Genomic DNA, 22,193 nt, shown 5'->3' with positions numbered 1-22,193 from the left:
TGTTAGCAGATCCGGAACTGTCGGTGGTGACGGTTACGCTGGCATTCGTGAGCGTGACCTGGGCCATTCACCGGCCGCACCCGGTGGTGCGGCCCCTGGTCACGCGCTATGTCGGGTACGCGCAGGACGAGGTGACGCTGCCGGTCCACCGCGGGCTGCCCTCCCGGCATGTGACGCTCGTCATCAGCCTCGCCGGGCCGGTGCGGATGGCCGGGCACAGCCTCCAGGCGCTGGTCGGCGGCCTGCACACCAGCGCGGTGCTGATCCGGCAGGATCGCGTCCAGGAAGGGCTGCAGCTGGAGCTCGACCCGCTGGGCGTGCGCACGCTCTTCGGCGTCACGGCGGCGGAGCTGAGCGGCGAGGTCGTCGATCTCGCGGAGTTCGGGCTGGGCTCGTTGCCGGATCGGCTGCGGGAGCTGCCTTGGCCCGAGCGGTTCGCGCTGCTCGACGACGTCTTGGCCGCCCGGGCCGTCGAACCGGTGGCGCCGCCGCCCGAGCTGGGGCAGGCGTGGCGCCGGATGCGGGGTGCGGACGGGCGGGTGCGCGTCACGGAGCTGGCGGGTGAGGTCGGCTGGAGCCGTCGTCACCTGGGGGAGCGGTTCCGCGCGGAGCTGGGCCTGGCCCCGAAGCAGGCGGCGCGGGTCCTGCGGTTCGAGCGGGCCGGGCGGCTGCTGCGGCAGGGGCGCACGGATCTGGCCGCGCTGGCTCTCGAGTGCGGCTACTACGACCAGGCGCACCTGACCAACGAGTGGCGCGCGCTGGCCGGGTGCACGCCGGGGACGTGGATCGCCGAGGAGCTCCCGTTCCTCCAAGACGAGGAGGTGGCGGCGGCGCGAGACTCCGGGCATGACTCCTGAACCGAACGTGTGGCCCGCCCTCCGGTACGACGACGCCCCGGCGGCGGTCCGCTTCCTCGTCGACGTCCTGGGTTTCACCGAGACGCTGGTGGTGCCCGAAGGCGACCTGATCGCGCACGCCGAGCTGCGCTGGCCCGAGGGCGGCGCGGTGATGCTGGGCAGCGTCCGCCCGCCGGACGGGGTCCACGACGCGATGAAGCCCGGCACGGGCGCGGTGTACGTGGTGTCGGACAAGGTGGACGAGATCCATGACCGTGTAACGGCCGCGGGCGCGGAGATCACGGCCGGGCTGACCGACCTCGAGTACGGCTCGCACACCTTCAGCCTCCGCGACCCGGAGGGCAATTCCTGGACGATCGGCACCTACCGCGGCGCGCCCTGAACGAGTCGTTCACGTCGTCTCGGCCGATCCGGAGCCCGAACCGGGCTGTTCATCTCACCGTGTCGACGGCCTCGCGTTCCGTTTACCGGCCGAATCTGGCACCCTGGAGCCCGTGTTGCGGCTTGCAGGTGCACGGCTGCTCGATGATCGGGACTATCCGGCGGTCCGTGCCGCGCTCGCCGCCGACCCGGTGGGCAGCTGCATGGTCAGCGCCCGGGTCGAGGCTGCCGGTCTCGACCCGTGGCGGCTCGGTGGCGAGCTCTGGGCCGCCGACAGCCGTCCGGTTCGCGCCGGGCGGCTCCAAGGGCTGTGCTTCTCGGGGCCCAACCTCATCCCGCTGAGGGGCAACGCCCCCGCGTTGCGCTCCTTCGCCGATCGCGCGCTGCGCCGTCAACGCACCTGCTCCTCGCTCGTCGGCCCGGCCGAGCAGGTCCTCGGCCTGTGGGACGAGCTCGAAGGCGAGTGGGGTCCGGCCCGCGAGGTCCGCGACGACCAGCCGCTGATGGCGCTGGACACCCAGCCGCTGGTCAAGGCCGACCCGCTGGTCCGCCCGGTCCGGCCGGACGAGCTCGAGCGCTACCTGCCCGCCGCCGTCGCGATGTTCATCGAAGAGGTCGGCGTCGACCCGCGCAGCGGTGACGGCGGCGCCAGCTACCGCGCCCGCGTCACCGAGCTCATCGGCGCCGGGCGCGCCTTCGCCCGCTTCGAGAACGGCGAAGTCGTCTTCAAGGCCGAGATCGGCGCCATATCGGCGACCGTCGGGCAGATCCAGGGCGTCTGGGTGCACCCCGACCGCCGCGGCGACGGCCTCGGCACCGCCGGCACCGCCGCCGTCGTCAACCGGCTCGTCCGCGGCCTGGGCCGCACCGCCAGCCTCTACGTCAACGCCTTCAACACCCCCGCCCTCGCGGCCTACCGCAAGATCGGCTTCAAGCAGGTCGGCCAGTACGCGACGGTGCTGTTCTAACCACTCTTCCGTGGCGGTGTTTCGAGGCCGCGACAACGCTCTGACCAGGCATCATCCCGCCATGAGTGCACGTCGATGCCGCGGTGCGCTCGCGGTGCTGCTGCTCGCCGCCGCGACCACGGCCGGGTGCTCGGGCGACGGTCCCGAGGACGCCCTCTCCGCTTTCCTCGACGCCGTCGCGTCCGGGGACGTCGCCACCGCGGCCGCGAACACCGACTCGCCCGACGCGGCCACCACCGTGCTGACCCAGGTCCGCGGCGTGCTCGAGCCCGAGGCCCTGGACGTCGACGACGAAGAGGTGAAGGAGCCGGCGAACGGCGACACCGTGACGGCGAGCTACCAGCTCACCTGGCACCTCGCCCAGGGCCGCACCTGGACCTACCGGGCCGATGCCCAGCTGCGCGCGGCCGAAACCGGCTGGCAGGTGCACTGGCAGCCGACGGTCGTGCACCCGCAGCTGGCCGTCGGCCAGACCCTCGGCCTGCTGCCGCAGCTGCCCGAGACCGCGCCGGTCCTCGACCGCGACGGCGTGCCGCTGATGCGCCCGCAGACCGTGATCGGCGTGGTCGTCGACCCGCAGAAGGCGGGCGACCCGAGCGCCGTCGCGGGCTCGCTCGCGAAGGCGCTGCACCGCTACGAGCCGTCGGTCACCGGCCGCTCGGTGCTGGACGGCATGAGCAAGACCAAGCCCGGTGACGCCTACTCGGTGATCACCCTGCGAGCCGGGGACTACCAGCGCGTCAAGCCGGTGATCTACGACCTGCCCGGCGTCCGGTTCGCCAGCCAGGAGCGGCTGCTGCCGGTCACGCGCGGGTCCGGGCAGCAGGTCCTGCCCGGCATCCGCGCGCTGGTCGAGCAGCAGCTGGCGGGGGCGGCGGGCTGGCGGATCGTCACCCGGGACGTCACCGGCGGCGAGGTCTCCGAGCTGCGGGCCGAGCCGCCGCGCCCGTCGCCCGCGGTCACCAGCACGCTCAGCGCGAAGGTCCAGGCCGCCGCCGAGAAGGCCCTCGACACCGAGCAGTACCCGGCCGCGCTGGTGGCGATCCAGCCGTCGACGGGGGACATCCTCGCCGTCGCGCAGAACGACGCCGCCGACGACGAAGGTTCGCTGGCCCTGGCCGGGCGCTTCCCACCCGGGTCGACGTTCAAGATCGTCACGGCGGCGGCCGCGCTGTCGGCGGGTGACGTCGAGGCCGGCAGCGCGGTCGACTGCCCCGGCACGACGACGATCGAGAACCGCGTGGTCCCGAACGAAGGCCGGTTCGACCTCGGGCGCGTCCCGCTGAAAACGGCGTTCGCGCGCTCGTGCAACACGACCTTCGCCCGGCTTGCCGCCGGGCTGCCGTCCTCGGCGCTCACCGACACCGCCCGCTCGTTCGGCATCGGCGCGGACTTCGTGGTCCCCGGCCTGACCACGGTCACCGGCGCGGTCCCGGCCAGCGACTCGGCCGTCCAGCGCGCGGAGAACGGCTTCGGCCAGGGCACGGTGGTGACCAGCCCGTTCGGCCTGGCGCTGGCCGCGGCGACCGTCCAGGCGGGGAAGGTGCCGACCCCGTCGATCGTCCGCGGCATGCCCGCGACCACGAAGAACGTCGGCGACGCGCCTGCCCAGGACGTGCTCGACGCGCTGCGCGGGATGATGCGCGAGGTCGTCACCAGCGGCACCGCGACGGGGCTGCGTGACCTTCCCGACGTCGCGGGCAAGACCGGCACCGCCCAGTTCGGCGACGGCTCCCGCTCGCACGGCTGGTTCGTCGGCTACCGCGGCGACCTCGCGTTCGCCGTGCTGCTCACCGAAGCGGGCTCGTCGAAACCGGCGGTGCAGGCCGCGCACCGGTTCCTGGCGGAGATCGGCTGAACGGGCCGTCGTAAGGTGGAGGCATGTCCGTTCGTGCCCCGCTCGTTCCCGGCGTCCAGACGCCGCGCCGTGCCGTCCCGACCTCCATCGCCCGTCCCGAGTACGTGGACAAGCCGGCGCCGAAGCGGGACACCGGCAGCGGCGTGCGCACGCCCGAGGTGATCGAGGCGATGCGGGTCGCGAGCCGGATCGCCGCGCAGGCCCTGGAGGAGGGCGGCAAGGCGGTCAAGCCGGGCGCCACCACCGACGACATCGACAAGGTGGTGCACGAGTTCCTGCTCGACCACCACGCCTACCCCTCGACGCTGGGCTACCGCCGGTTCCCGAAGTCGTGCTGCACCTCGCTCAACGAGGTGATCTGCCACGGCATCCCGGACTCGACGGTGATCGAGGACGGCGACATCTGCAACATCGACGTGACGGCCTACATCGGCGGCGTCCACGGCGACACGAACGCGACGTTCCTGGCCGGCGACGTCTCCGAGGAGGCCCGCCTGCTGGTGGAGCGCACCCGCGAGGCGACGATGCGGGCGATCAAGGCGGTCCGGCCGGGCCGGCAGCTGAACGTGATCGGCCGGGTCATCGAGTCCTACGCGAAGCGCTTCGGCTACGGCGTGGTCCGCGACTTCACCGGCCACGGCGTCGGCCCCGCGTTCCACACGCCCCCGACGGTCCTGCACTACGAAGAGCCCTCCGTCGACACGATCATCGAGGAGGGCATGACCTTCACGATCGAGCCGATGATCACCCTGGGCACCATCGACTACGACATCTGGGCCGACGACTGGACCGTCACCACGAAGGACAAGAAGTGGACGGCCCAGTTCGAGCACACCCTCGTGGTGACGGCCGACGGCAGCGAGATCCTCACGCTGCCGTAGCTCAGTGGCTGGTGGCCTTCTTGTAGCAGCGCACCGAGAGCGGCACGAAGATCGCCAGCAGCAGGGCGATCCACAGCACCGACGCCAGGACCGCGTGCTGCATCGGCCAGGCGCCGTGCACCGGCATGGCCGCGCTGGTGTTGCCGAACAGCTCCCGTGACGCCTGGGTGATCGCCGAGACCGGGTTCCAGTCCGCGATCACCCGCAGCGGCGTGGGCAGGCGCCCGCTGTCGACGAAGGTGTTGGCCAGGAACGTCAGCGGGAAGATCGCCACGCTCGAGACGTTGTTGAACACCTCGGGCTTGCGCACGGCCAGGCCCAGCGTGCCCATCACCCACGACAGCGCGTAGGCGAAGGCGAGCAGCAGGAGCACCCCGCCCAGTGCCTCGAGCGGGCTCGTGTGGATGCGCCAGCCGACCAGCAACCCCACGAGCCCCATGATGAGCAGGCTCGTCACGTTGAGGATCAGGTCGGCGGTGGTGCGGCCGATCAGCACCGCGGCCGGGGACATCGGCAGCGATCTGAACCGGTCGATGAGGCCCTTCTGCAGGTCGTCGGTCAGCCCGTAGCCGGTGACGATGCTGCCCATCGCCACCGCGAGGACGAAGATCCCCGGCAGCATGAACTCGCGGTAGGACATCCCGGGGATGTCGATCACGCTGCCGAACACGTAGCCGAAGAGCAGCACGAACATCACCGGCATGAACACGATGGACCCGAGCAGGTCGAGCGACCGGACGATCTTGATCGAGTTGCGCTTGGCGACGGTCACGCCGTCGGTGACGGCCATCTGCACCGCGTTCATCACACGGCCTCCTTCGCGGTTTCGGCCACCTCGTGGCCCGTCAGGGAAAGGAAAACGTCGTCGAGGGTGGGGCGGCGGACGCCGACGTCGCGGACGTCGACGCCGTCGAGGGCGAGCAGGGAGAGCGCCTCGGTAAGCGCTTTCGCGCCGTGGGACACGGGCACGGTGAGCCGGAAGCCCTCGGCCTGCGGCTCGCCGCTGGCCAGCCGGGCCAGTGCCCGCTGCGCGACGACGACGTCGTCGTGCGTGCCGACGGTCAGCTCGATCCGCTCGCCGCCGACGAGGTCCTTGAGCTCGTCGGCGGTGCCGCGGGCGATCACGCGCCCGTGGTCGACGACGGCGATGCTGTCGGCCAGCCGGTCGGCCTCTTCGAGGTACTGGGTGGTGAGCAGCAGCGTGGTGCCGTTCGCGACCAGCTCGGTGATGACGTCCCACAGCTCGGTGCGGGCGCGCGGGTCGAGCCCGGTGGTGGGCTCGTCGAGGAACAGCACCGGCGGGTTCGCGACCAGCGCGCCGGCCAGGTCGAGCCGGCGTCGCATGCCGCCGGAGTAGCCCTTGACCGGGCGGTCGGCGGCGTCGGCGAGGCTGAACCGGGCCAGCAGCTCCCGGCCGCGCGCCTTGGCCCGCTTGGTGCCCAGGTGGTAGAGCCTGCCGACCATCTCGAGGTTCTCGGCCCCGGTCAGCTCGGGGTCGACGGCGGCGTACTGCCCCGACGCACCGATGTGCGAACGCAGCTCGGGCGCGTCCTTCACGACGTCGAACCCGGCGACCGTCGCGCGGCCGGCGTCCGGCTTCTGCAGCGTCGTGAGGATCTGGACGGTGGTGGTCTTCCCGGCGCCGTTCGGCCCGAGCACGCCGAGCACGGTGCCTTCGGGCACCGACAAGCTCATCCCGTCGAGCGCGGCGACCTTCCCGTACTTCTTGACCAGTCCTTCGGCCACGATGGCGTCTGGCATGGAATTTCCCCTTTTCTCGTGGAGTCTCAGGCCCGGCGGATGACGATGTCGCCGGTGTAGGTGTGGGCCTTGACCTCGACGGTCTCGGCGTTGGCTCCGGGGCCGTCGGCGGCGCTGAGCGTGTTGCGCACCGAGCCGGTCAGCGAGTTCAGCTCCAGCCACGCGGCCGTGCCCTCGCGGATGCCGACCTCGATCTCGCCGACGGCGGTCTCGAGCACGACCCGGTCCCGCACGACCTCGCCGAGCCGGATGTCGCCGGAGGCGGTCTTGGCGTGCACGCCGGCGTGGGCGAGGTCGACGAGGATGTCGCCGTTGGCGACGCTCACCCGCAGGTCGCCGGTCACTTCGCCGACGCGGGTCTCGCCGTTGGAGTTCTTCAGCACGGCGGTGCCGTCGATCTCGCGGATCCGCAGCTCACCGGAGCCGGTGCCGACCTCGGCGTGCCCGGTGGCGCGGTCGATGGTGACGTCGCCGGTCGCCGTGCTCGCCTCGAGCCGGGCGGCTTCGTCCAGGTGGATGTCGCCGACGGAGGTCTTGAAGCGGCTGGCGCCGACCCGGCCGGTGACGCGGAAGTCGCCCATCGCGGCGGTGCCGGTGATCTGCGAACCGGCCGGCAGCTCGACGGTGACGTGCAGGGCGCCGCCCTTGCCCCAGAGCTTGGTGACGTACTTCGGGCCCTTGACCAGCAGCTCACCGCCCGCGAACTCGACGCGGGTCTTCGCGACGGCCTTGACGTCCTCGCTGTCGCCCGGGTCGGCCGGGGTGACCTCGACGGTCGTCTCCGCGCGGTCGCTGGCGACGATCCGGACGTCGGCGACGCTGAGGTCGATCGTCGCGGCGATCGGCTCGGGGGTGGGGAAAACAGGCATGGCTGCGCCCTCCTGGGGTGCTCGTGTGGCGTCTCCGCAGGTCGGAGACGTGCGGGAAAGGCAGTCGGGGTTACTGGACCCAGCCGGTGTACTTCTCGCCGAAGACCGACCGGCGCTGGGTGGGACGCGGGCGGTCGGCGCCGAGCGCGGCGTTCGCGGCCCGGACGAGCCAGGCGTTGGTGGAGAGCCGCTCGCGGCTCGCCGCCTCCTCGACCCGCTGCTTCAGCTGCTCGGGCAGCCGCAGGTTGATCCGGGAGACGGCGCCGTCGTCGGTTTCCGGCGGCGGTGCGGCGGGCGCCGGGGCTTCCGGCTCGGCGGCCGGGGCCGGCGGGAGCGTGACGGCGAACTCGGCGTCCCGGCGGCGAAGGCGGACTTCGACGGAGCCGGGCGCGAGGTCGCGGGTGATCTCGTCGGCGGCGGCTGAGAGGGTGTCGAGCAGGGTCAGCCGGATGGCGGCCTCCAGCGGGGAGGCCAGCCGTTCGGCCAGGGCGACAGCGTCCTCGCCGGCCGCCTCGGCGGCTACCGCGAATTCGCGGCGGAGGCTGTCCACGAGTGGTGTCAGGTCCATGGCACAACTATGGCGCCACGATGGCACCACGACAACCCTGAATTGGCACCCTTAAGGGTCAGAAGTGATGCCACTCAAGGTGAATGCGCTGGTCAGCCGCGGGCGACGCGCTCCAAGAGCTCGTCCAGGAACCCGCAGGCCTCGGCCGCGGCGCGGTCGGGATCGCGCTCGGCGATGGCCTCGGCGAGGCCTTCGTGGCCGATCTCGGGCACGTGGTCCACGCCCGGCGTGATGCTCGACGTCGCCGCGACGCTCGCCGTGATGACCTCCGTCAGCCCGCGGTAGAGCTCGGTGAGCAGCCCGTTGTGCCCCGCGCGCACGACCGCCATGTGGAACTCGGCGTCGGTGTGCGCGAAGTCCTCCCAGCGGCCTTCGCGCAGCTCGGTCTCGCGGCGGGCCAGCAGCGACCACAGCTCCGCGACCTCCTCCTTCGTCCGCGACAACGCGGCGAGCCGGGCGCCTTCGGCTTCGAGCGTGCGCCGGACCTGCAAGACCTCGCGCAGCTCGTCGCCGCAGAGCCGGCGGATCGCCCCGGACACCTCGCTGGTCGCGCGCACGTACGTGCCGTCGCCTTGCCGCACTTCGAGCAGGCCCGTGTGCGCGAGCGCGCGCACGGCTTCGCGGACGGTGTTGCGCCCGACGCCGAGCTGTTCGCCCAGCTCGACCTCGGTGGGGATGCGCGTGCCGAGGGGCCAGTCGCCCTGCGCGACCGCGGTCCGCAGCTGCTCGATGACCTGGTCGACCAGGCCGGTGCGCCGGGTGGTGGCCAGAGGCACAGGAGTCATCCCTTCATCCAATCATCCTACGTATGCGATAGTAGCCGTCATGCGCGTCGAAAACCGTGAACTCGAACTGGACGGCGCCGTGGAGGTCCGGACGCCGGGCGTGGTCGCCGCCGGCGCGCTGCTCGCGATCGCGGTGGTGCTCACCGCGCTCAACCTGCGCCCGGCCATCACCGGTGTCGGGCCCATGCTCGCCGAAATGCGCGCCGACCTGGGGACGTCCGGGATCTGGGCGGGCGTGCTCACGACGTTGCCGACGCTCTGCTTCGCCGGCGCCGGGCTGGCCGCGCCCCTGCTCGCGCGCCGGGCCGGCATCGGCGCCGCCATCGCGATCGCGCTGGGCGCGCTCGCGGCCGGGCTGGTGCTGCGCGTGGTCGACGGCCCGGCCGTCGTGCTCGGCGGGACGCTCGTCGCCACCGCCGGGATCGCCCTGATCAACGTGCTCATCCCGGTCGTCATCAAGGACTCCTTCCCGGCCCGCATCGGCGTCATGACCGGCGTCTATACGGCGGCCCTGCAGGGCGGTGGCGCCCTCGGGTCGGCGGTGACCCCGCAGCTCGGCGACGCGTTCGGCGGCTGGCGCCCGGCGCTGGGGAGCTGGGCGGTGGTGGCCGTCGTGGCGCTGCTGGCGTGGATTCTCGCAGCCCGCGGCACCGGCCGGGCGCCGCGGCCCGCCGACGCCGCGACCGGTGGCCGGTCGCTGCTGCGCAACCGGCTCGCCTGGATCGTCACGGTGTTCTTCGGCCTGCAGGCCTTCTACGCGTACGCGGCCATGGGCTGGTTCCCGCAGGTGCTGATGGACGCGGGCGTGTCCCGCGACGACGCCGGCCTGCTGTTCGGCCTGGTCTCGCTGATCGCCGTGCCGATCAGCCTCTTCATCGCGCCGATGGCGGCCCGCGCCCGCGGTGGGCAAGGGCCCTGGATCGCCGGCCTCGGCGTGTTCGGCTTCGCCGGGACGGCCGGGCTGATGCTCGCGCCGTCGTGGTCGCCGCTGCTGTGGAGCATCCTCGTCGGGCTCGGCATGAGCGTGTTCTCGCTGGCCCTGACCGTGATCGCGCTGCGCGCGCGGACCGGTGCCGACACCGCCCGGCTCTCCGGGATGGCGCAGGGCTTCGGCTACCTGTTCGCCGCGCTCGGGCCGTTCCTCTTCGGCCTGCTGCACGACCTCGCGGCCGGCTGGACCGTGCCGCTGGCGATGCTGCTCGGCCTGCTCGTCGTCCAGGTGGTGTTCGGCGCGCTCGCCGGCCGCCGCCGGTTCGTCTGATTCTTAACTGTTAACGCGGTTCGCCCCGGTGCGCGCGGCTTAAGATCACCGGGTGGCCGTGCCGTCGCCGGACCTCGGGACGTTGCTGCGCGAGGGCCCGTTCGACGCCGCCCTGCGCACGGCCATCCGCGCCCGCGGGCTGAGCCTGGACCGGCTGCGCGAGCACCTGCGAGTCCGCGGCGTCACGGTGACGACGGCGACGCTGAGCTACTGGCAGTCCGGCCGCAGCCGCCCCGAGCGGCGGGATTCGGTGCGCGGGCTGCGTCAGCTCGAAGCCGTCCTCGAGGTGCCGGCCGGCTCGCTCGTCGCGTTGCTCGGGCCGCCGCGGGCGCGCCGGGCCGCGCCCGCGGAGATCGGCCGGTTCTGGCCGGACGGACGGCGCATCGCCGCCGCGGTGTCCGATGTGGACACCCGGTGGGACGAGCGGCTGACCCGGCTGAGCCAGCACGACGTCGTCCTCGTCGGCCGGAACCGGGAAGAGCTGGAGATCCGGTCGCGGCAGGTGCTGCGCGCCGAGGCCGACGGCCCGGACCGGTGGGTGGTGATCCTGCACCTCGACGAGCACGACCGGCCGCTGCCGGAGCTGCGCTCGCTGCGCGGCTGTCACCCGGGCCGCGCCGTCCACCGGCCGGAGGACGGCCTCCTCGTCGTCGAACTGCTCTTCGGCAGGCCGCTGCTGCGCGGCGAAACGGTGCTCACCGAGCACACGCTCGTGAATCGCGCACCGCACCCGGTCGCGACGAACTACGAACGCAAGTTCCGGCTGCCGGTCCGCGAATACGTGCTCGAAATCCGGTTCTCGCCGGAGGCGGTTCCGGCGGTGTGCCGCCGGTTCGCCGAACCCGGCGAATCCGCCGACGTCGTCCCGGAATCCGCTGCGGTGCACGGGGTCGCGCTGAACTTCGGCCCCGGCCGCTACGGCTTCGAATGGGACTGGCCAGTTAACTGTTAAAGACTTGCGGATCTGCAGAACCGGCTTTCCGGCGGCTTACCGTCTGCGCACTCCACTCGCCGATCGAGGAGAAACCGATGCGCAGATTCGTTTCCGTCACGGGCGTGGCCGCGTTGGCCGCGCTCGGCTTGGGCCTGGCGCCCGCCGAAGCGGCGCCGGGACACCCGGACGCCGAGGTGGCGGGCGTCGCTGCCGCGTTCGGGCTGTCCGAGGGCCAGGCCCGCGCCCAGCTCGCCGCACAGGACCGGGCGCACCGGCTGGCCGCGACCCTGCCCGAAGCGGTCCGCGCGGAGGCCGCCGGGCAGTGGTTCGACGCGGCCACCGGGCAGCTGACCGTCGCCGTCACGACCGCCGAAGCAGCTGGTCAGGCGCGTGCCGCGGGCGCCGCGGCGCAGGTCGTCGCCCGCAGCCGGGCCGACCTGGACCGCACCGACGCGGCCGTCCGGGCGCTGGTCGGCACGGGCGTCCCCGGCGTCTACGGCTGGGGCGTCGACGTCCGCGGCAACGAGGTCGGCGTCGACGTCGACCGGACGAAGAAGACGGCGGCGACCGAGAGTTTCCTTTCGCGCGTGCGGGATCTGGGGGTCCGGATCACCGAGACGGCGACCTCGCCGCGGCAGCAGTCGGGCACCATCCAGACCGGCAACCCGTGGTGGCCGGGCAGCGAAAGCAACTGTTCGGTCGGCTTCCCGGTCACCGATTCCGCCGGTGCGAAGCACTTCCTCACCGCCGGGCACTGCACGAACGACCGCGACCAGGCCGCGTACGGCGCTTCGGGACAGCAGAACAAGATCGGGACGTCGAACGTCGGTGGCACGCACAGCGTCAACGCGCGCGAAGGCGACATGGGTGTCGTCGCGGTGACGGAGGCGGGCTGGAACCTCTCGGCGTCGGTCAACACCTGGGGCCAGCCGGCGGTGACGCTGACCGGCGCGGCCGAGGCGATGGTCGGCGACCGCGTCTGCCACTCCGGCAACACCTCGCACTGGCAGTGCGGCGAAGTCAAGTACACGCACAAGTCCGCCGACTACGGCGGCGGCCTGGTCATCGACGACCTGACCTGGACGACGGCGTGCTCGCTCGGCGGCGACTCGGGCGGCGGCTGGCTGCTCGGCGACAAGGCCACCGGCCTGCACGACGGCGGCCCGTCCCAGTGCGTCCAGAACCCGTCGGACGGCGACCTGTCCCTGTTCCAGCCGGTCGTCGAGGCGCTGACCAAGTGGCAGCTCACGTTGGTCACCGGCAGCGGCCCGGCACCGGGCGGCCGGACCTTGACCAACGACACGGACTACGCGATCCGCGACTACCAGCAGGTGTTCAGCCCGATCACCTCGACGCTCACCGGCCAGGCGGCGACCTCGCTGTCGGTCGCCGTGACCGTGCACCACACGTGCGCCGAGGACCTCGGCGTCACGCTGCTGGACCCGAACGGCCGCGGCTACGCGCTGAAGTACAGCGGTGGGAGCACGTGCACGGCGTGGGACGGCGCCCGGACGTTCAGCGTCCCGGCGTCCGCCCCGGCCGGCGGGAAGTGGCAGCTGCGCGTCACGGACTACGGGCCCGGCGACACCGGCACCCTCGACACCTGGTCGATCACGCTGTAGGGACTCCCGCGGGCCGGGCGGTCACCCCGCCCGGCCCGCGGTGACTCAGCCGAGGGGCAGGTTGAGCAGCGCGTTCTCGATCAGCTCCGGCATCGCCGGGTGGATCCAGTACTGGCCGCGGGCCATCGAACGCGCGTCCAGGCCGAAGCTCATCGCCTGGATCAGCGGCTGGATCACCGACGACGCCTGCGGCCCGATGATGTGCGCGCCCAGCAGCTTGCCGGTCGCCGGGTCGGCCAGCAGCTTCGCGAAGCCCGTCGTGTCCTCCATCGCCCAGCCGTAGGCGATGCCGGCGTAGTCCTGCTTCGAGACCACATAGGACACGCCCAGCTCGCGGGCCTTCTGCTCGGTGAGCCCGACGGAGGCGACCTGCGGGTGGGTGAACACCGCGTGCGGCACGAACCGGTGGTCGGCGGTGATCGGCTCGTCCGGGTGCAGCAGGTTGTGCTGCACCACGCGGGCTTCGTGGTTCGCGACGTGCTTGAGCTCGTGCGGCGAGGACAGGTCGCCGAGCGCGTAGATGCCCTCGACCACGGTCTCCTGGTGGTCGTCGACCACGACGTGCCCACTGTCCATTGTGGTCACCCCGGTGGCGGCGACGTCCAGCAGATCCGAGTTCGGGCGGCGGCCGGTGGCGATCAGCAGCAGGTCGGCCTCGACGGTTTCGGCGCCCCGCGGGCCTTCGAGGTCCAGTGCCACCCCCGCCTCGGTCTTGCGCGCCCGGACGGTCTTGCGGTCCAGGCGGACGTCGAAGCGTTCCGAAGCCAGTTCGGTGAAGCGCGCGCTGACCTCCTCGTCCTCGGAGCGCAGCAGGCGCCCGGAGCGGTTGACCAGCGTGACGTGCACCCCGAACGACGCGAAGACGTGCGCGAACTCGGCCGCGATGTACCCGCCGCCGAGGACGACGATCCGCGCGGGCAGCTCGTCGAGCCGCATCACGGTGTCGGACGTGTGGTACTCGACGCCCTCCAGGCCCGGGATGTCCGGGATCACCGGGCGCCCGCCCGCGGCCAGCACGAACTTGTCCGCGGTCAGGACCTCTTCGGGCCGCCCGTCGGAGAAGCCGACGCGCAGCTCCTTATGCCCGGTGAAGCGGCCGGTGCCCTCGTAGACGTCGACGTTCGCGTTGTCCTCGTGGCTGCGGCGGTACTCCGCGCCACCGGCGGCGATCGGGTCGATGCGGCCGAAGATCCGGTCGCGGATGTCGCGCCAGCGGACGCCCTTGAGCTCTTCGTCGACGCCGTACTTCGCGCTGTGCGAAGGCGTGTACGCGACATCGGCGGCGTAGACGAACATCTTGGTCGGGATGCAGCCGACGTTCAGGCAGGTGCCGCCGAAGGTGCCCTTCTCCACGATCGCCGTCTTCTTGCCGGCGAAGTCCGGGCCGAGGATGGAGTTCCCCGATCCCGTCCCGACGATCACCAGGTCGTAGTGGGGCACGTGCATCCTCCGCGGGTTCGGTCCGGTCGGTTCACCCTAGCCAACCGGCTCCGGAGACCTGGTGTTCCCCGATGTGCTTAACGTCGTATTACGAGGTCAGTGGCCGGTCGCGGTGAAGTGCATCCGGTCCTTCGGGCTGGTCCACGCCCCGCCCCACGTCCACCCGATCGCGGCGAACGCGCGCACGGTCGCGTCGCCGGTCAGCACCATGCCCGGACGGCGGTTCGCGCGGTCGAGGTAGGCCGAGGCCAGCTCGGGCAGCACGAGGTCGCCCTGGCTGTAGGGGTTGCAGAACGGGTTGACGTCCACCGCGAGCCCGTACGCGTGGGCCGACCAGGTGGTCTGCCCGCGCGCGGGACGGCAGACGAAGGCGCTGGTGCTGTTGCCGTCGCCGGTCGGCGGCGCGGTCAGCTCGGCGGGGCTCGTCACGCGCATCTCCTCGAGCGGGAAGCGCGCGGCGAAGAGCTGCCCGAAGACCTTGGTGATCCCGGCCGCGCCCCGCGCGTTGACCAGCATCTCGCCGGTGTGCGCGCGGCCGTCGAAGCCCCAGAACGACATGGTCAGGTAGCGCAGGTCGGTGGACCTGACCGGGCAGGCGGCCTGCCAGGTGCTGCGCGCGAGGACGTCGGGCGGCACGGCGCTGATCGTCGAGGCGTACCGGCCTCCGGCGGGCGGTGGCAGGACGTCTTTTGTCGGAAGTGCCCGGTTCACCAGTTCGGGTGGTGTCGGCTCGATCTCGCCGAAGCCGTCGGCTCGCAGCGGGAGCGGGTGGGCACCCACCGGCCAGGTGACGGCGGCCGCGCTCGGCGCCGGCGCCGGAGCCGGCGAAACGGGCGCCCGGGAGGTGGTCGCGGGCGGGGGAGAAGGCACGGGTTGTGGCGTCGAGGGCACTTCCGCCGAGCACGAGGCCGTCGTCAGGGCCAGGACCGCCCCGAGTGCCGCCGTCGCTCTCCGTCGCATCCGGCCAGCTTGACAGAAGCGTTTGTTCGGCACGGAGTCCACCCGTTCCAGTGACACCGTTTTGGGCCCCCTCGGATTAGGGTATTGAGCGCACGTCGTTCACGCACCGGAGTCGTCCGGGTGCCCCGAGTGCGCTGTCTTGTGCTGTTCCGAAGAGGGGAAAGTCCCATGTCCGTGAAGTCCCGCCGATCCCTGCTGCTCGCGAGCGGCGCGCTCCTCGCGGTCGCCGCGGTGGCCGTCCCGGTGGTCGTCGGCACGGCGTCGGCGGACCCGGCTTCGGCCAACCAGCCCCGGATCGTGGGTGGCGACAAGGCTTCGCTGTCGGACCACCCGTACGCGGTGTACCTGACCGACGCGGGCGGAAACCAGTTCTGCGGCGCGGTGATCGTCAGCTCGACGGCGGTCGCGACGGCGGCGCACTGCGCCAAGGCGGTCGGCAAGCAGGACGTCCGCGTGGTGGCCGGCCGCGAGGACAAGCGCACGGACGAGGGTGACGTCCTGACCGTCTCCAAGGTCTGGATCAGCAAGGGCTACAGCGACCCGACGCAGGGTGACGACATCGCGGTGCTGACCGTCCGCGGCCAGCTCGGCTACCGGCCCGCGAAGCTGCCCGAGAGCAGTGACCCGGGGTACCGCGAAGGCACCCAGGCGACGGTGCTCGGCTGGGGCCGCGTCGCCGACGGCGGCGACCGCTCCGACTACCTGCGCAGCGCCCAGGTCCCGGTGGTCTCGGACAGCGCCTGCCGCTCCGACTACTCCGTGTACGACCAGAAGACCATGGTCTGCGCGGGGTACGCCGAGGGGGGCGTCGACGCGTGCCAGGGCGACTCGGGCGGCCCGCTCGTCGTGGGCGACACGCTGATCGGGATCGTCTCCTTCGGCGACGGCTGCGGCAAGGCGGGCAAGCCGGGCGTCTACACGCGCGTCTCGGCCTACACGTCCGACATCGAGGCCCAGGCCAAGCCGCGCATCTTCGGCTGAGCGTGCTAAGCAGGGGACATGCCGACCCTGCACGACGCGACCGGGCCCGAACTGACCACCGCCGAGCTCCACGACATCCTCCGCCTGCGGGTGGACGTGTTCGTGGTGGAGCAGAAGGCGGCGTACCCGGAACTCGACGGCCGTGACCTGCTGCCCGACACCCGCCACCTGTGGTTTTCGGACGCGGACGGGGTGACGTCCTACCTGCGGGTGCTGCTGGACCCGGACGGCGTCCGCCGCATCGGCCGCGTGGTCACGGCGGCGTCCGCCCGCGGCCAGGGCCTGGCGGCCCGGCTGATGGACGCGGCTTTGACCGTCCCCGGCGAGTACGTCCTGGACGCCCAGACTTACGTACAGGGCTTCTACGCGCGCTACGGGTTCGTGGCCGAAGGCGCGGAGTACATCGACGACGACGGGATCCCGCACATCCGCATGCGCCGCCTGCCGTCCTGAACCCTCCTCGACAGGTTCCGGCATGGGGTCTACTCTGAATACGATACGGGACCGTTTCGTATCGAAAGGAGAAGCCGTGCCGGGAAGACCGCGGGACGCCGGCCGCGACGTCGTCATCTTCGACGCGACGCTGAAACTCCTGATCGACGTCGGCTACGACCGGCTGTCGATCGAAGCCGTCGCGGCGGCAGCCGGGGTGGGGAAGGCGACGATCTACCGCCGCTACCCCGGCAAGGCCGCGCTGGTCGCCGCGGCCGTCGACGACCGCGCGGGCGGGCAACCACCCGACCCGTCGGCCCGCGACCTCCGCGGCGCGCTCCTGGAGACCGCAGGCTGGCTCGCGCGGGAAATCGCCGAACAGGAGGTCGGCCTGCTCGGCGCGCTGTTCGCCGGGATGCGCGGCGATCCGGACCTCGCCGCGGCGATGCGGCGGATCCTGCACCGCGACCAGGCCGCGATGACCCGGCCGCCACTGCGGGACGGGCTCCTCGACCCGCGTGGTGCCGCGCTCTTCGCCGAGATCGTCCCGGCGCTGCTCGTCCACCGGCTGGTCGTCGCCGGAGAGCCGTGCGACGAGCCCTTCGTCGAGCACCTCGTCGACGACATCCTGCTTCCCCTGCTGGAAAAGGAACGCCCGCGATGATCGTGATCACCGGCGCGACCGGCGCCTTGAACGGAACCACCGTCGAGCACCTGCTCGCCCGCGTACCGGCCGAAGAGATCGGCGTCAGCGTGCGCGACGTCGCGAAGGCGCGTCCCTTCGCCGACCGCGGGATCCGGGTACGTCCCGGCTCTTACGAACACCCCGCCGCCTTGCGCGACTCCTTCGAAGGCGCCGACCAGGTGCTGCTGGTGTCGTCCAACGACCCGGCCGCCGACGCCGTCGCCCTGCACCGCACCGCGATCGAGGCCGCTGCCGACGCGGGCGTCCGGCGGATCCTCTACACCAGCCACCAGAACGTGCGCCCGGACAGCCCGTTCGCCCCGGCTCGGGACCACGCCGCCACCGAAGAGATCCTCGCCGGGTCCGGCGTCGCCTGGACGGCGTTGCGCAACGGGTTCTACGCCCACAGCCTCGGCTGGCTGCTCGGTCCGTGGCGGGAGACCGGCGAAGTCGTCGCGCCCGAGGACGGCCCGGTTTCGTGGACCCACCGCGCGGACGCCGCCGAGGCGGCCGCGGTGATCCTCGCCGGACACACCGTCGACGGTCCCGTCACCCTCACCGCGCCCACTGCCGTCACCTTCGCCGACATCGCGGCCGATCGCGAGGTCAAGCGCGTGGTCGTCGACGACGAACAGTGGGTCGCCGGCCGGATCGCGGCCGGCACGCCCGAGCCCATGGCCCGGATGCTGCTGACCTTGTTCACCGCCGCGCGGCGGGGCGACTTCGCGGAAACCAGCCCCAGCCTGGGTGAACTGCTCGGCCGGGAGCCGCTGCCCGTGGCGGTTTAGACCGTCGCGCCCCGCGGCGCCGTCGCCGTGATCACCTTCACCGCGCGGTCCACGTCGGCCTCGGTGAGGTCGGCCCGCGCGGTCAGGCGCAGCCGCGAGATGCCGTCCGGCACCGAAGGCGGCCGAAAGCACCCGACCCGGATGCCGTGCTCGGCGCACGCCGCCGCCCACGCGACCGCCGTCTCCGCCGACGGCGCCTGCACCGAGATCACGGCCGCGTCCGGCAGGCTCGCCTTCAGCCCGGCCGCCTTGAGCGACATCGCCAGGTTGCCCGCGTTCTCGACGACCTTGCCCGCGAGCCCCGGCTCTTCCTTCAGCGCGTGCAACGCGGCCAACGCGGCCGCGGCGCTCGCCGGCGCCAGCGCGGTGTCGAAGATGAAGCTGCGCGCGGTGTCCACGAGGTGCTTGATCACCCGCCGCGGCCCGACCACGGCCCCGCCCTGGGCACCGAGCGACTTCGACAGCGTCAACGTCGTGACGACGTCGGGCGCGCCCGACAGCCCGGCCGCGTGGACCGCGCCGCGGCCGCCCTCGCCCAGGACGCCGAAGCCGTGCGCGTCGTCGACCAGCAACGCCGCGCCGTGCGAGCGGCAGATCCCGGCCAGCTCGCCCAGCGGGGCCAGGTCGCCGTCCACTGAGAACACCGAGTCGGTCACCACCAGCGCCCGCGGCTTCCGCCGGGTCGACAGCGCGTGCTCGATCGCCGACGGCGTCGAGTGCGCGACCGCGGCGACGTCGGCGCGGGACAGCCGGCAGCCCTCGATCAGGGAAGCGTGGATGTACTTGTCGGTGACGATCGCCGACTCGGACCCCGACAGCGCCGTCACCGCGCCGAGGTTCGCGGCGAAGCCGGAGGAGAACACCAGCGCCGCCTGCGCGCCGCAGAACCGGGCGAGCTCCAGCTCCAGCTCGGTGTGCAGCTCGGTCGACCCGGTGACCAGCCGGGACCCGGTCGACCCGGCGCCCCAGCGCAGCGCGGCGGCCGCGGCGGCTCCGGCGACGCGCTTGTCGCGGGCCAGCCCGAGGTAGTCGTTCCCGGCCAGGTCCAGCTCGTCCGCGTGCGCCGGACGCGGCCGCAGCTGCCGCACGAGCCCCGCGTTCGCCCGCTTCTCCGCCTCGGCGTCGAGCCAGTCGAAAACCTCATCGGGCGGGGGAGTCGGCGGCGTAGTCACGTCCCGCAGTCTCCCATTCGCCGTGCGCCCGACCGTGAACCAGGGCCCGGAAACGCCGGAAGCCCCGGACCGGAGTCCGGGGCTTCCAGGGGGAATCAGCTGTCGTAGCCGCGACGCGGGCCACGGCTCGGGCGGCCGTAGCCACCGCCGTTGCCCGAGCGGGGCTGACGGCCGCGGCCGCCGAAGCCGCCGGGACGGCCTTCGCGGTCGCCGCCGCGGTAGCCGCCACGCTCGCCACCGCGGTCGCGGTCGCCGCCGAAGCTGCCGCGGTCACGGTCGCCGTAGGAACGCTCGCCGCGGTTGTAGCCACCGCGGTCACCGCCGCGGCCGCCGCCGAAACCGCGGTCGCCGCGGAAGCCGCCGCCGCGACGCGGGTTCTCACGCCGCCGCTCGACGACCGGCTCGCCGCTGGGCTCGCGGGCGCCGGTGATGCGCGACAGCGCGTCGTCGCCCGGGCGGACCGTCGTGGACTCGGCGCGGACGCCGGCCCGGTCGGTCAGCCGGCGGACCATCCGGCGCTGGTCGTGCGTCGCCAGCGTGACGACCACGCCGGACGCCCCGGCGCGGGCCGTGCGGCCGGCGCGGTGCAGGTAGTCCTTGTGGTCGGCCGCCGGGTCGACGTGCAGCACCAGCGAGATGTCGTCGACGTGGATGCCGCGGGCCGCGACGTCCGTGGCGACCAGCACCGGGGTGTGGCCTTCCTTGAAGTCGGCCAGGACGCGGTTGCGCTGACCCTGCGTCTTGCCACCGTGCAGCGCCGCCGCGTGCACGCCCTGCTCGCGCAGCCGCTCGGTGAGGCGGTCGACGTGGTGTTTGGTGCGCACGAACATGATCGTGCGGCCCTCGCGGGCGCCGATCTGCGTGATGACGTCCTGCTTGTCCTGGTGCGAGACCTGGAGCACGTGGTGGTCCATGGTCGTGACGCTCGCGGTCGACGGCGCGACCGAGTGCGTGACCGGGTCGGTCAGGTACTGCTTGACCAGGCGGTTGACGTCACCGTCGAGCGTCGCGGAGAACAGCAGCCGCTGCCCGCCGGGCGGGGTCAGGTCGAGGATCTCGCGGACCTGCGGCATGAAGCCCATGTCCGCCATCTGGTCGGCCTCGTCGAGGGCGATGAAGTTGCAGTCGCCCAGGTGCGCGGTGCCCTGGCGGACGTGGTCCGACAGCCGGCCCGGGGTGGCGATCAGCAGGTCGACGCCGCGGGAGAGCGCGTCCGCCTGGCGGGCGAAGGCCATCCCGCCGACGGCCGTGCGGCACCACAGGCCCAGGGCCTTGGCCAGCGGGGTCAGCGAGTCGGCGACCTGCATGGCCAGCTCGCGGGTCGGGACCAGGATCAGCGCGCGGGGACGCTTCGGGCGGGCCTTGCCGCCGTCGAGCCGGGCCAGCATGGCCAGGCCGAAGGCGAGCGTCTTGCCGGAGCCGGTCTGGGCGCGGCCCAGCACGTCGCGGCCGCCGAGGGCGTCCGGGATGGTCGCGGACTGGATCGGGAACGGGGTGGTGATGCCCGCGTCCTGCAGGGCGCGCAGCAGCGGCTCCGGCAGGCCCAGCTGGGCGAAGGTCTTGGTGGCCACGGTCTCGACGGCGTCGTCGCGCAGCATGTCCCCACCGGCGGCCGGGCGGGTGCGCGGCTTGCGGTCGGGACGGTCCGCGCGCGCGGACGTCGAGGAAGGGCCGGAGTTGAACGTGACGGTCACAAATGCCTCTCGGACATGGTTCGTCACAAGGAGGCCCGGGCTCCCCGCGCGCAGGCAGGGCGAGATGGTGTGCGGTGGGCGTTCACAGGGACGGACCCGGCACACCGTGTCTTGCGCTTTTCCGACACTGCGCGCCGCTTGGGATTTACGGATCACCGCGAGCCATTCGGTGGCTGTGCTTTCGGTGGCTCTGGAGGCGACGGACACCAACTACATCCACGCCGCCGGTTGCGGTCTGAATCGATAGTACCTGAAGGGGAGCTGGTCCTCCGCATGGAGGTAACCCCTTGTGGGCGGCGTCGCAGACGTGTTCCGTGCCACACCCGCGACGCCGCCGCGCGGTCACCCGAGCCCGGCCGCGGAAACGAGGTCCGCCAGCAGCCCGCCGGTGTTCGTGACGTGCTCACCGAGCCCGCGGCCGTGGAACCAGCCGGCCAGGTTGCGCACGTCCCGGGCGAGGAACTCGGCGCCGCCGGGGTTGGCGACGACGTCGACCACCTGGGGCAGGTCGATCACCACCAGCCGGCCCCGGTGCACCAGCAGGTTGTACGCCGAGAGGTCGCCGTGCGCGAGCCCTTCGGACGCGAGCAGCTCGAGGGCTGCGGTGGCCTGGAACCACAGGTCCTTCAGCTCGTCCGGGTCCGGGCGCACCTGGGCCAGCCGCGGGGCGGCCGTCCCGTCGTCCTCGCCGAGGAACTCCAGCAGCAGTTCGGTGCCGTTGCGCTGCACCGGGTACGGCACGGGCGCGCCGAGCGTCCACAAACGACTCAACGCGGCGAACTCCGCGACGGCCCACTGCTCGGCGATGAGGTTGCGGCCGAACGAGGTGCGGTGCTCGATCGCGCGCATCTCGCGGGACCGGCGCATCCGCCGTCCTTCGAGGTAGCCCGCGTCGCGGTGGAACAGCTTGTGTTCGTCGCTGCGGTAGCGCTTCGCGGCGAGCAGCGCGCCGTCGGTGCCCGGCAGGCCGCGCCGCAGCAGGTGGACATCGGCCTCCTTGCCGGTCTTGAGGACGCCGAGGTCGGTGTCGACCGCGGCGAGCTCGGTGACGACCCAGTCCGGCCGGGGTGACGGGCCGTGTTCGGCGTCGTCCCAGGTGGACCAGCGATCGGCGCCGTCCGGGAGCCGGTTTTCGGTGTAGGCGTCGTCGCGGAGCTTGGCGAGCCGGACGCGTTCGCCTTCGGTGAGCCGGCCGCTGCGGGTGGGCTCGGGATCGTCGAACCGCCCGCGGCGGCGCGCCCGCGTCTGACGGCGGGTGGGGTGTTCGTCGAAGTCTTCGAAGTCGTGCCTGCGCAC

The 22,193-nt window shown here is 72.6% G+C and carries 22 protein-coding genes; 12 read left to right on the top strand and 10 right to left on the bottom strand.

Annotation, left to right across the window (positions count from 1 at the left end):
• Positions 1-47: 47 nt before the first annotated feature.
• From ACWEVP_RS45420 to map, 5 genes are all read left to right on the top strand, one after another.
• Positions 48-857, top strand: a complete 810-nt coding sequence (locus ACWEVP_RS45420; protein WP_452068809.1) for a helix-turn-helix domain-containing protein — start codon at positions 48-50, stop codon at positions 855-857.
• Positions 847-1,239, top strand: coding sequence for a VOC family protein (locus tag ACWEVP_RS45415; protein ID WP_452068808.1), 393 nt, complete (start codon positions 847-849; stop codon positions 1,237-1,239). Before ACWEVP_RS45420 ends, ACWEVP_RS45415 begins: the two co-directional genes overlap by 11 nt.
• Before the next feature lie 112 nt (positions 1,240-1,351).
• Complete coding sequence (locus ACWEVP_RS45410) at positions 1,352-2,206, top strand: GNAT family N-acetyltransferase (protein WP_452068807.1); 855 nt, start codon at positions 1,352-1,354, stop codon at positions 2,204-2,206.
• A 61-nt stretch (positions 2,207-2,267) separates the two neighbouring features.
• Positions 2,268-4,064: a penicillin-binding transpeptidase domain-containing protein gene (locus ACWEVP_RS45405; protein ID WP_452068806.1), complete on the top strand. Its 1,797-nt coding sequence runs from the start codon at positions 2,268-2,270 to the stop codon at positions 4,062-4,064.
• A gap of 23 nt (positions 4,065-4,087) precedes the next feature.
• Positions 4,088-4,945, top strand: coding sequence for a type I methionyl aminopeptidase (gene map / locus ACWEVP_RS45400; RefSeq protein WP_452068805.1), 858 nt, complete (start codon positions 4,088-4,090; stop codon positions 4,943-4,945).
• Position 4,946: 1 nt separating this feature from the next.
• Here the strand turns inward: map and ACWEVP_RS45395 are convergent, their stop codons facing one another.
• From ACWEVP_RS45395 to ACWEVP_RS45375, 5 genes are all read right to left on the bottom strand, one after another.
• Entirely contained in the window at positions 4,947-5,750 is an 804-nt protein-coding gene (locus ACWEVP_RS45395; protein ID WP_452068804.1) for an ABC transporter permease, read from the bottom strand.
• On the bottom strand, positions 5,750-6,706 hold the full coding sequence (locus ACWEVP_RS45390) for an ATP-binding cassette domain-containing protein (RefSeq protein WP_452068803.1): 957 nt from the start codon (positions 6,704-6,706) through the stop codon (positions 5,750-5,752). Before ACWEVP_RS45390 ends, ACWEVP_RS45395 begins: the two co-directional genes overlap by 1 nt.
• 26 nt (positions 6,707-6,732) lie before the next feature.
• Complete coding sequence (locus tag ACWEVP_RS45385; protein WP_452068802.1) at positions 6,733-7,575, bottom strand: DUF4097 family beta strand repeat-containing protein; 843 nt, start codon at positions 7,573-7,575, stop codon at positions 6,733-6,735.
• Positions 7,576-7,645: 70 nt separating this feature from the next.
• A complete protein-coding gene (locus ACWEVP_RS45380; protein WP_452068801.1) occupies positions 7,646-8,143 on the bottom strand; it encodes a hypothetical protein in 498 nt (165 codons plus the stop codon).
• A 92-nt stretch (positions 8,144-8,235) separates the two neighbouring features.
• Positions 8,236-8,919 (bottom strand): FadR/GntR family transcriptional regulator, encoded by a 684-nt coding sequence (locus ACWEVP_RS45375; RefSeq protein ID WP_452068855.1) that lies wholly within the window; start codon positions 8,917-8,919, stop codon positions 8,236-8,238.
• Positions 8,920-8,968: 49 nt separating this feature from the next.
• Between ACWEVP_RS45375 and ACWEVP_RS45370 the strand changes: the two genes are divergently transcribed.
• The 3 genes from ACWEVP_RS45370 to ACWEVP_RS45360 all read left to right on the top strand — a co-directional run bounded on the left by ACWEVP_RS45370 (position 8,969) and on the right by ACWEVP_RS45360 (position 12,745).
• Positions 8,969-10,189 (top strand): CynX/NimT family MFS transporter, encoded by a 1,221-nt coding sequence (locus ACWEVP_RS45370; RefSeq protein WP_452068800.1) that lies wholly within the window; start codon positions 8,969-8,971, stop codon positions 10,187-10,189.
• Positions 10,190-10,241: 52 nt separating this feature from the next.
• The gene (locus ACWEVP_RS45365) at positions 10,242-11,141 is read left to right on the top strand and encodes an XRE family transcriptional regulator (protein ID WP_452068799.1); all 900 of its coding nucleotides are present in this window, start codon (positions 10,242-10,244) and stop codon (positions 11,139-11,141) included.
• 77 nt (positions 11,142-11,218) lie between these two features.
• Complete coding sequence (locus ACWEVP_RS45360; RefSeq protein ID WP_452068798.1) at positions 11,219-12,745, top strand: proprotein convertase P-domain-containing protein; 1,527 nt, start codon at positions 11,219-11,221, stop codon at positions 12,743-12,745.
• Between the two features lie 45 nt (positions 12,746-12,790).
• Here ACWEVP_RS45360 and ACWEVP_RS45355 read toward each other — a convergent pair whose 3' ends face one another.
• Positions 12,791-14,185 (bottom strand): mycothione reductase, encoded by a 1,395-nt coding sequence (locus ACWEVP_RS45355; protein WP_452068797.1) that lies wholly within the window; start codon positions 14,183-14,185, stop codon positions 12,791-12,793.
• Positions 14,186-14,281: 96 nt separating this feature from the next.
• Entirely contained in the window at positions 14,282-15,145 is an 864-nt protein-coding gene (locus tag ACWEVP_RS45350; RefSeq protein WP_452068796.1) for a M15 family metallopeptidase, read from the bottom strand.
• Between the two features lie 168 nt (positions 15,146-15,313).
• Here ACWEVP_RS45350 and ACWEVP_RS45345 point away from each other — a divergent pair, with 168 nt between their 5' ends.
• The 4 genes from ACWEVP_RS45345 (at position 15,314) to ACWEVP_RS45330 (ending at position 18,031) form a co-directional block, all read left to right on the top strand.
• On the top strand, positions 15,314-16,126 hold the full coding sequence (locus ACWEVP_RS45345) for a S1 family peptidase (RefSeq protein WP_452068795.1): 813 nt from the start codon (positions 15,314-15,316) through the stop codon (positions 16,124-16,126).
• Between the two features lie 18 nt (positions 16,127-16,144).
• Positions 16,145-16,579, top strand: coding sequence for a GNAT family N-acetyltransferase (locus tag ACWEVP_RS45340; RefSeq protein ID WP_452068794.1), 435 nt, complete (start codon positions 16,145-16,147; stop codon positions 16,577-16,579).
• A 76-nt stretch (positions 16,580-16,655) separates the two neighbouring features.
• The gene (locus ACWEVP_RS45335; protein WP_452068793.1) at positions 16,656-17,222 is read left to right on the top strand and encodes a TetR-like C-terminal domain-containing protein; all 567 of its coding nucleotides are present in this window, start codon (positions 16,656-16,658) and stop codon (positions 17,220-17,222) included.
• On the top strand, positions 17,219-18,031 hold the full coding sequence (locus ACWEVP_RS45330; protein WP_452068792.1) for an NAD(P)H-binding protein: 813 nt from the start codon (positions 17,219-17,221) through the stop codon (positions 18,029-18,031). The genes ACWEVP_RS45335 and ACWEVP_RS45330 overlap by 4 nt, the downstream gene beginning before the upstream one ends.
• Here ACWEVP_RS45330 and ACWEVP_RS45325 read toward each other — a convergent pair.
• The 3 genes from ACWEVP_RS45325 to ACWEVP_RS45315 all read right to left on the bottom strand — a co-directional run bounded on the left by ACWEVP_RS45325 (position 18,028) and on the right by ACWEVP_RS45315 (position 22,193).
• Positions 18,028-19,203: an 8-amino-7-oxononanoate synthase gene (locus ACWEVP_RS45325; protein ID WP_452068791.1), complete on the bottom strand. Its 1,176-nt coding sequence runs from the start codon at positions 19,201-19,203 to the stop codon at positions 18,028-18,030. The two genes, ACWEVP_RS45330 and ACWEVP_RS45325, sit on opposite strands and share 4 nt — an antisense overlap.
• A gap of 95 nt (positions 19,204-19,298) precedes the next feature.
• Positions 19,299-20,897, bottom strand: coding sequence for a DEAD/DEAH box helicase (locus ACWEVP_RS45320; protein ID WP_452068790.1), 1,599 nt, complete (start codon positions 20,895-20,897; stop codon positions 19,299-19,301).
• A 342-nt stretch (positions 20,898-21,239) separates the two neighbouring features.
• On the bottom strand, positions 21,240-22,193 hold the full coding sequence (locus ACWEVP_RS45315; protein ID WP_452068789.1) for a serine protein kinase RIO: 954 nt from the start codon (positions 22,191-22,193) through the stop codon (positions 21,240-21,242).

This window comes from Amycolatopsis sp. NPDC003865, from assembly GCF_053605345.1.
This window is presented reverse-complemented; position numbering and strand designations above follow the sequence as displayed.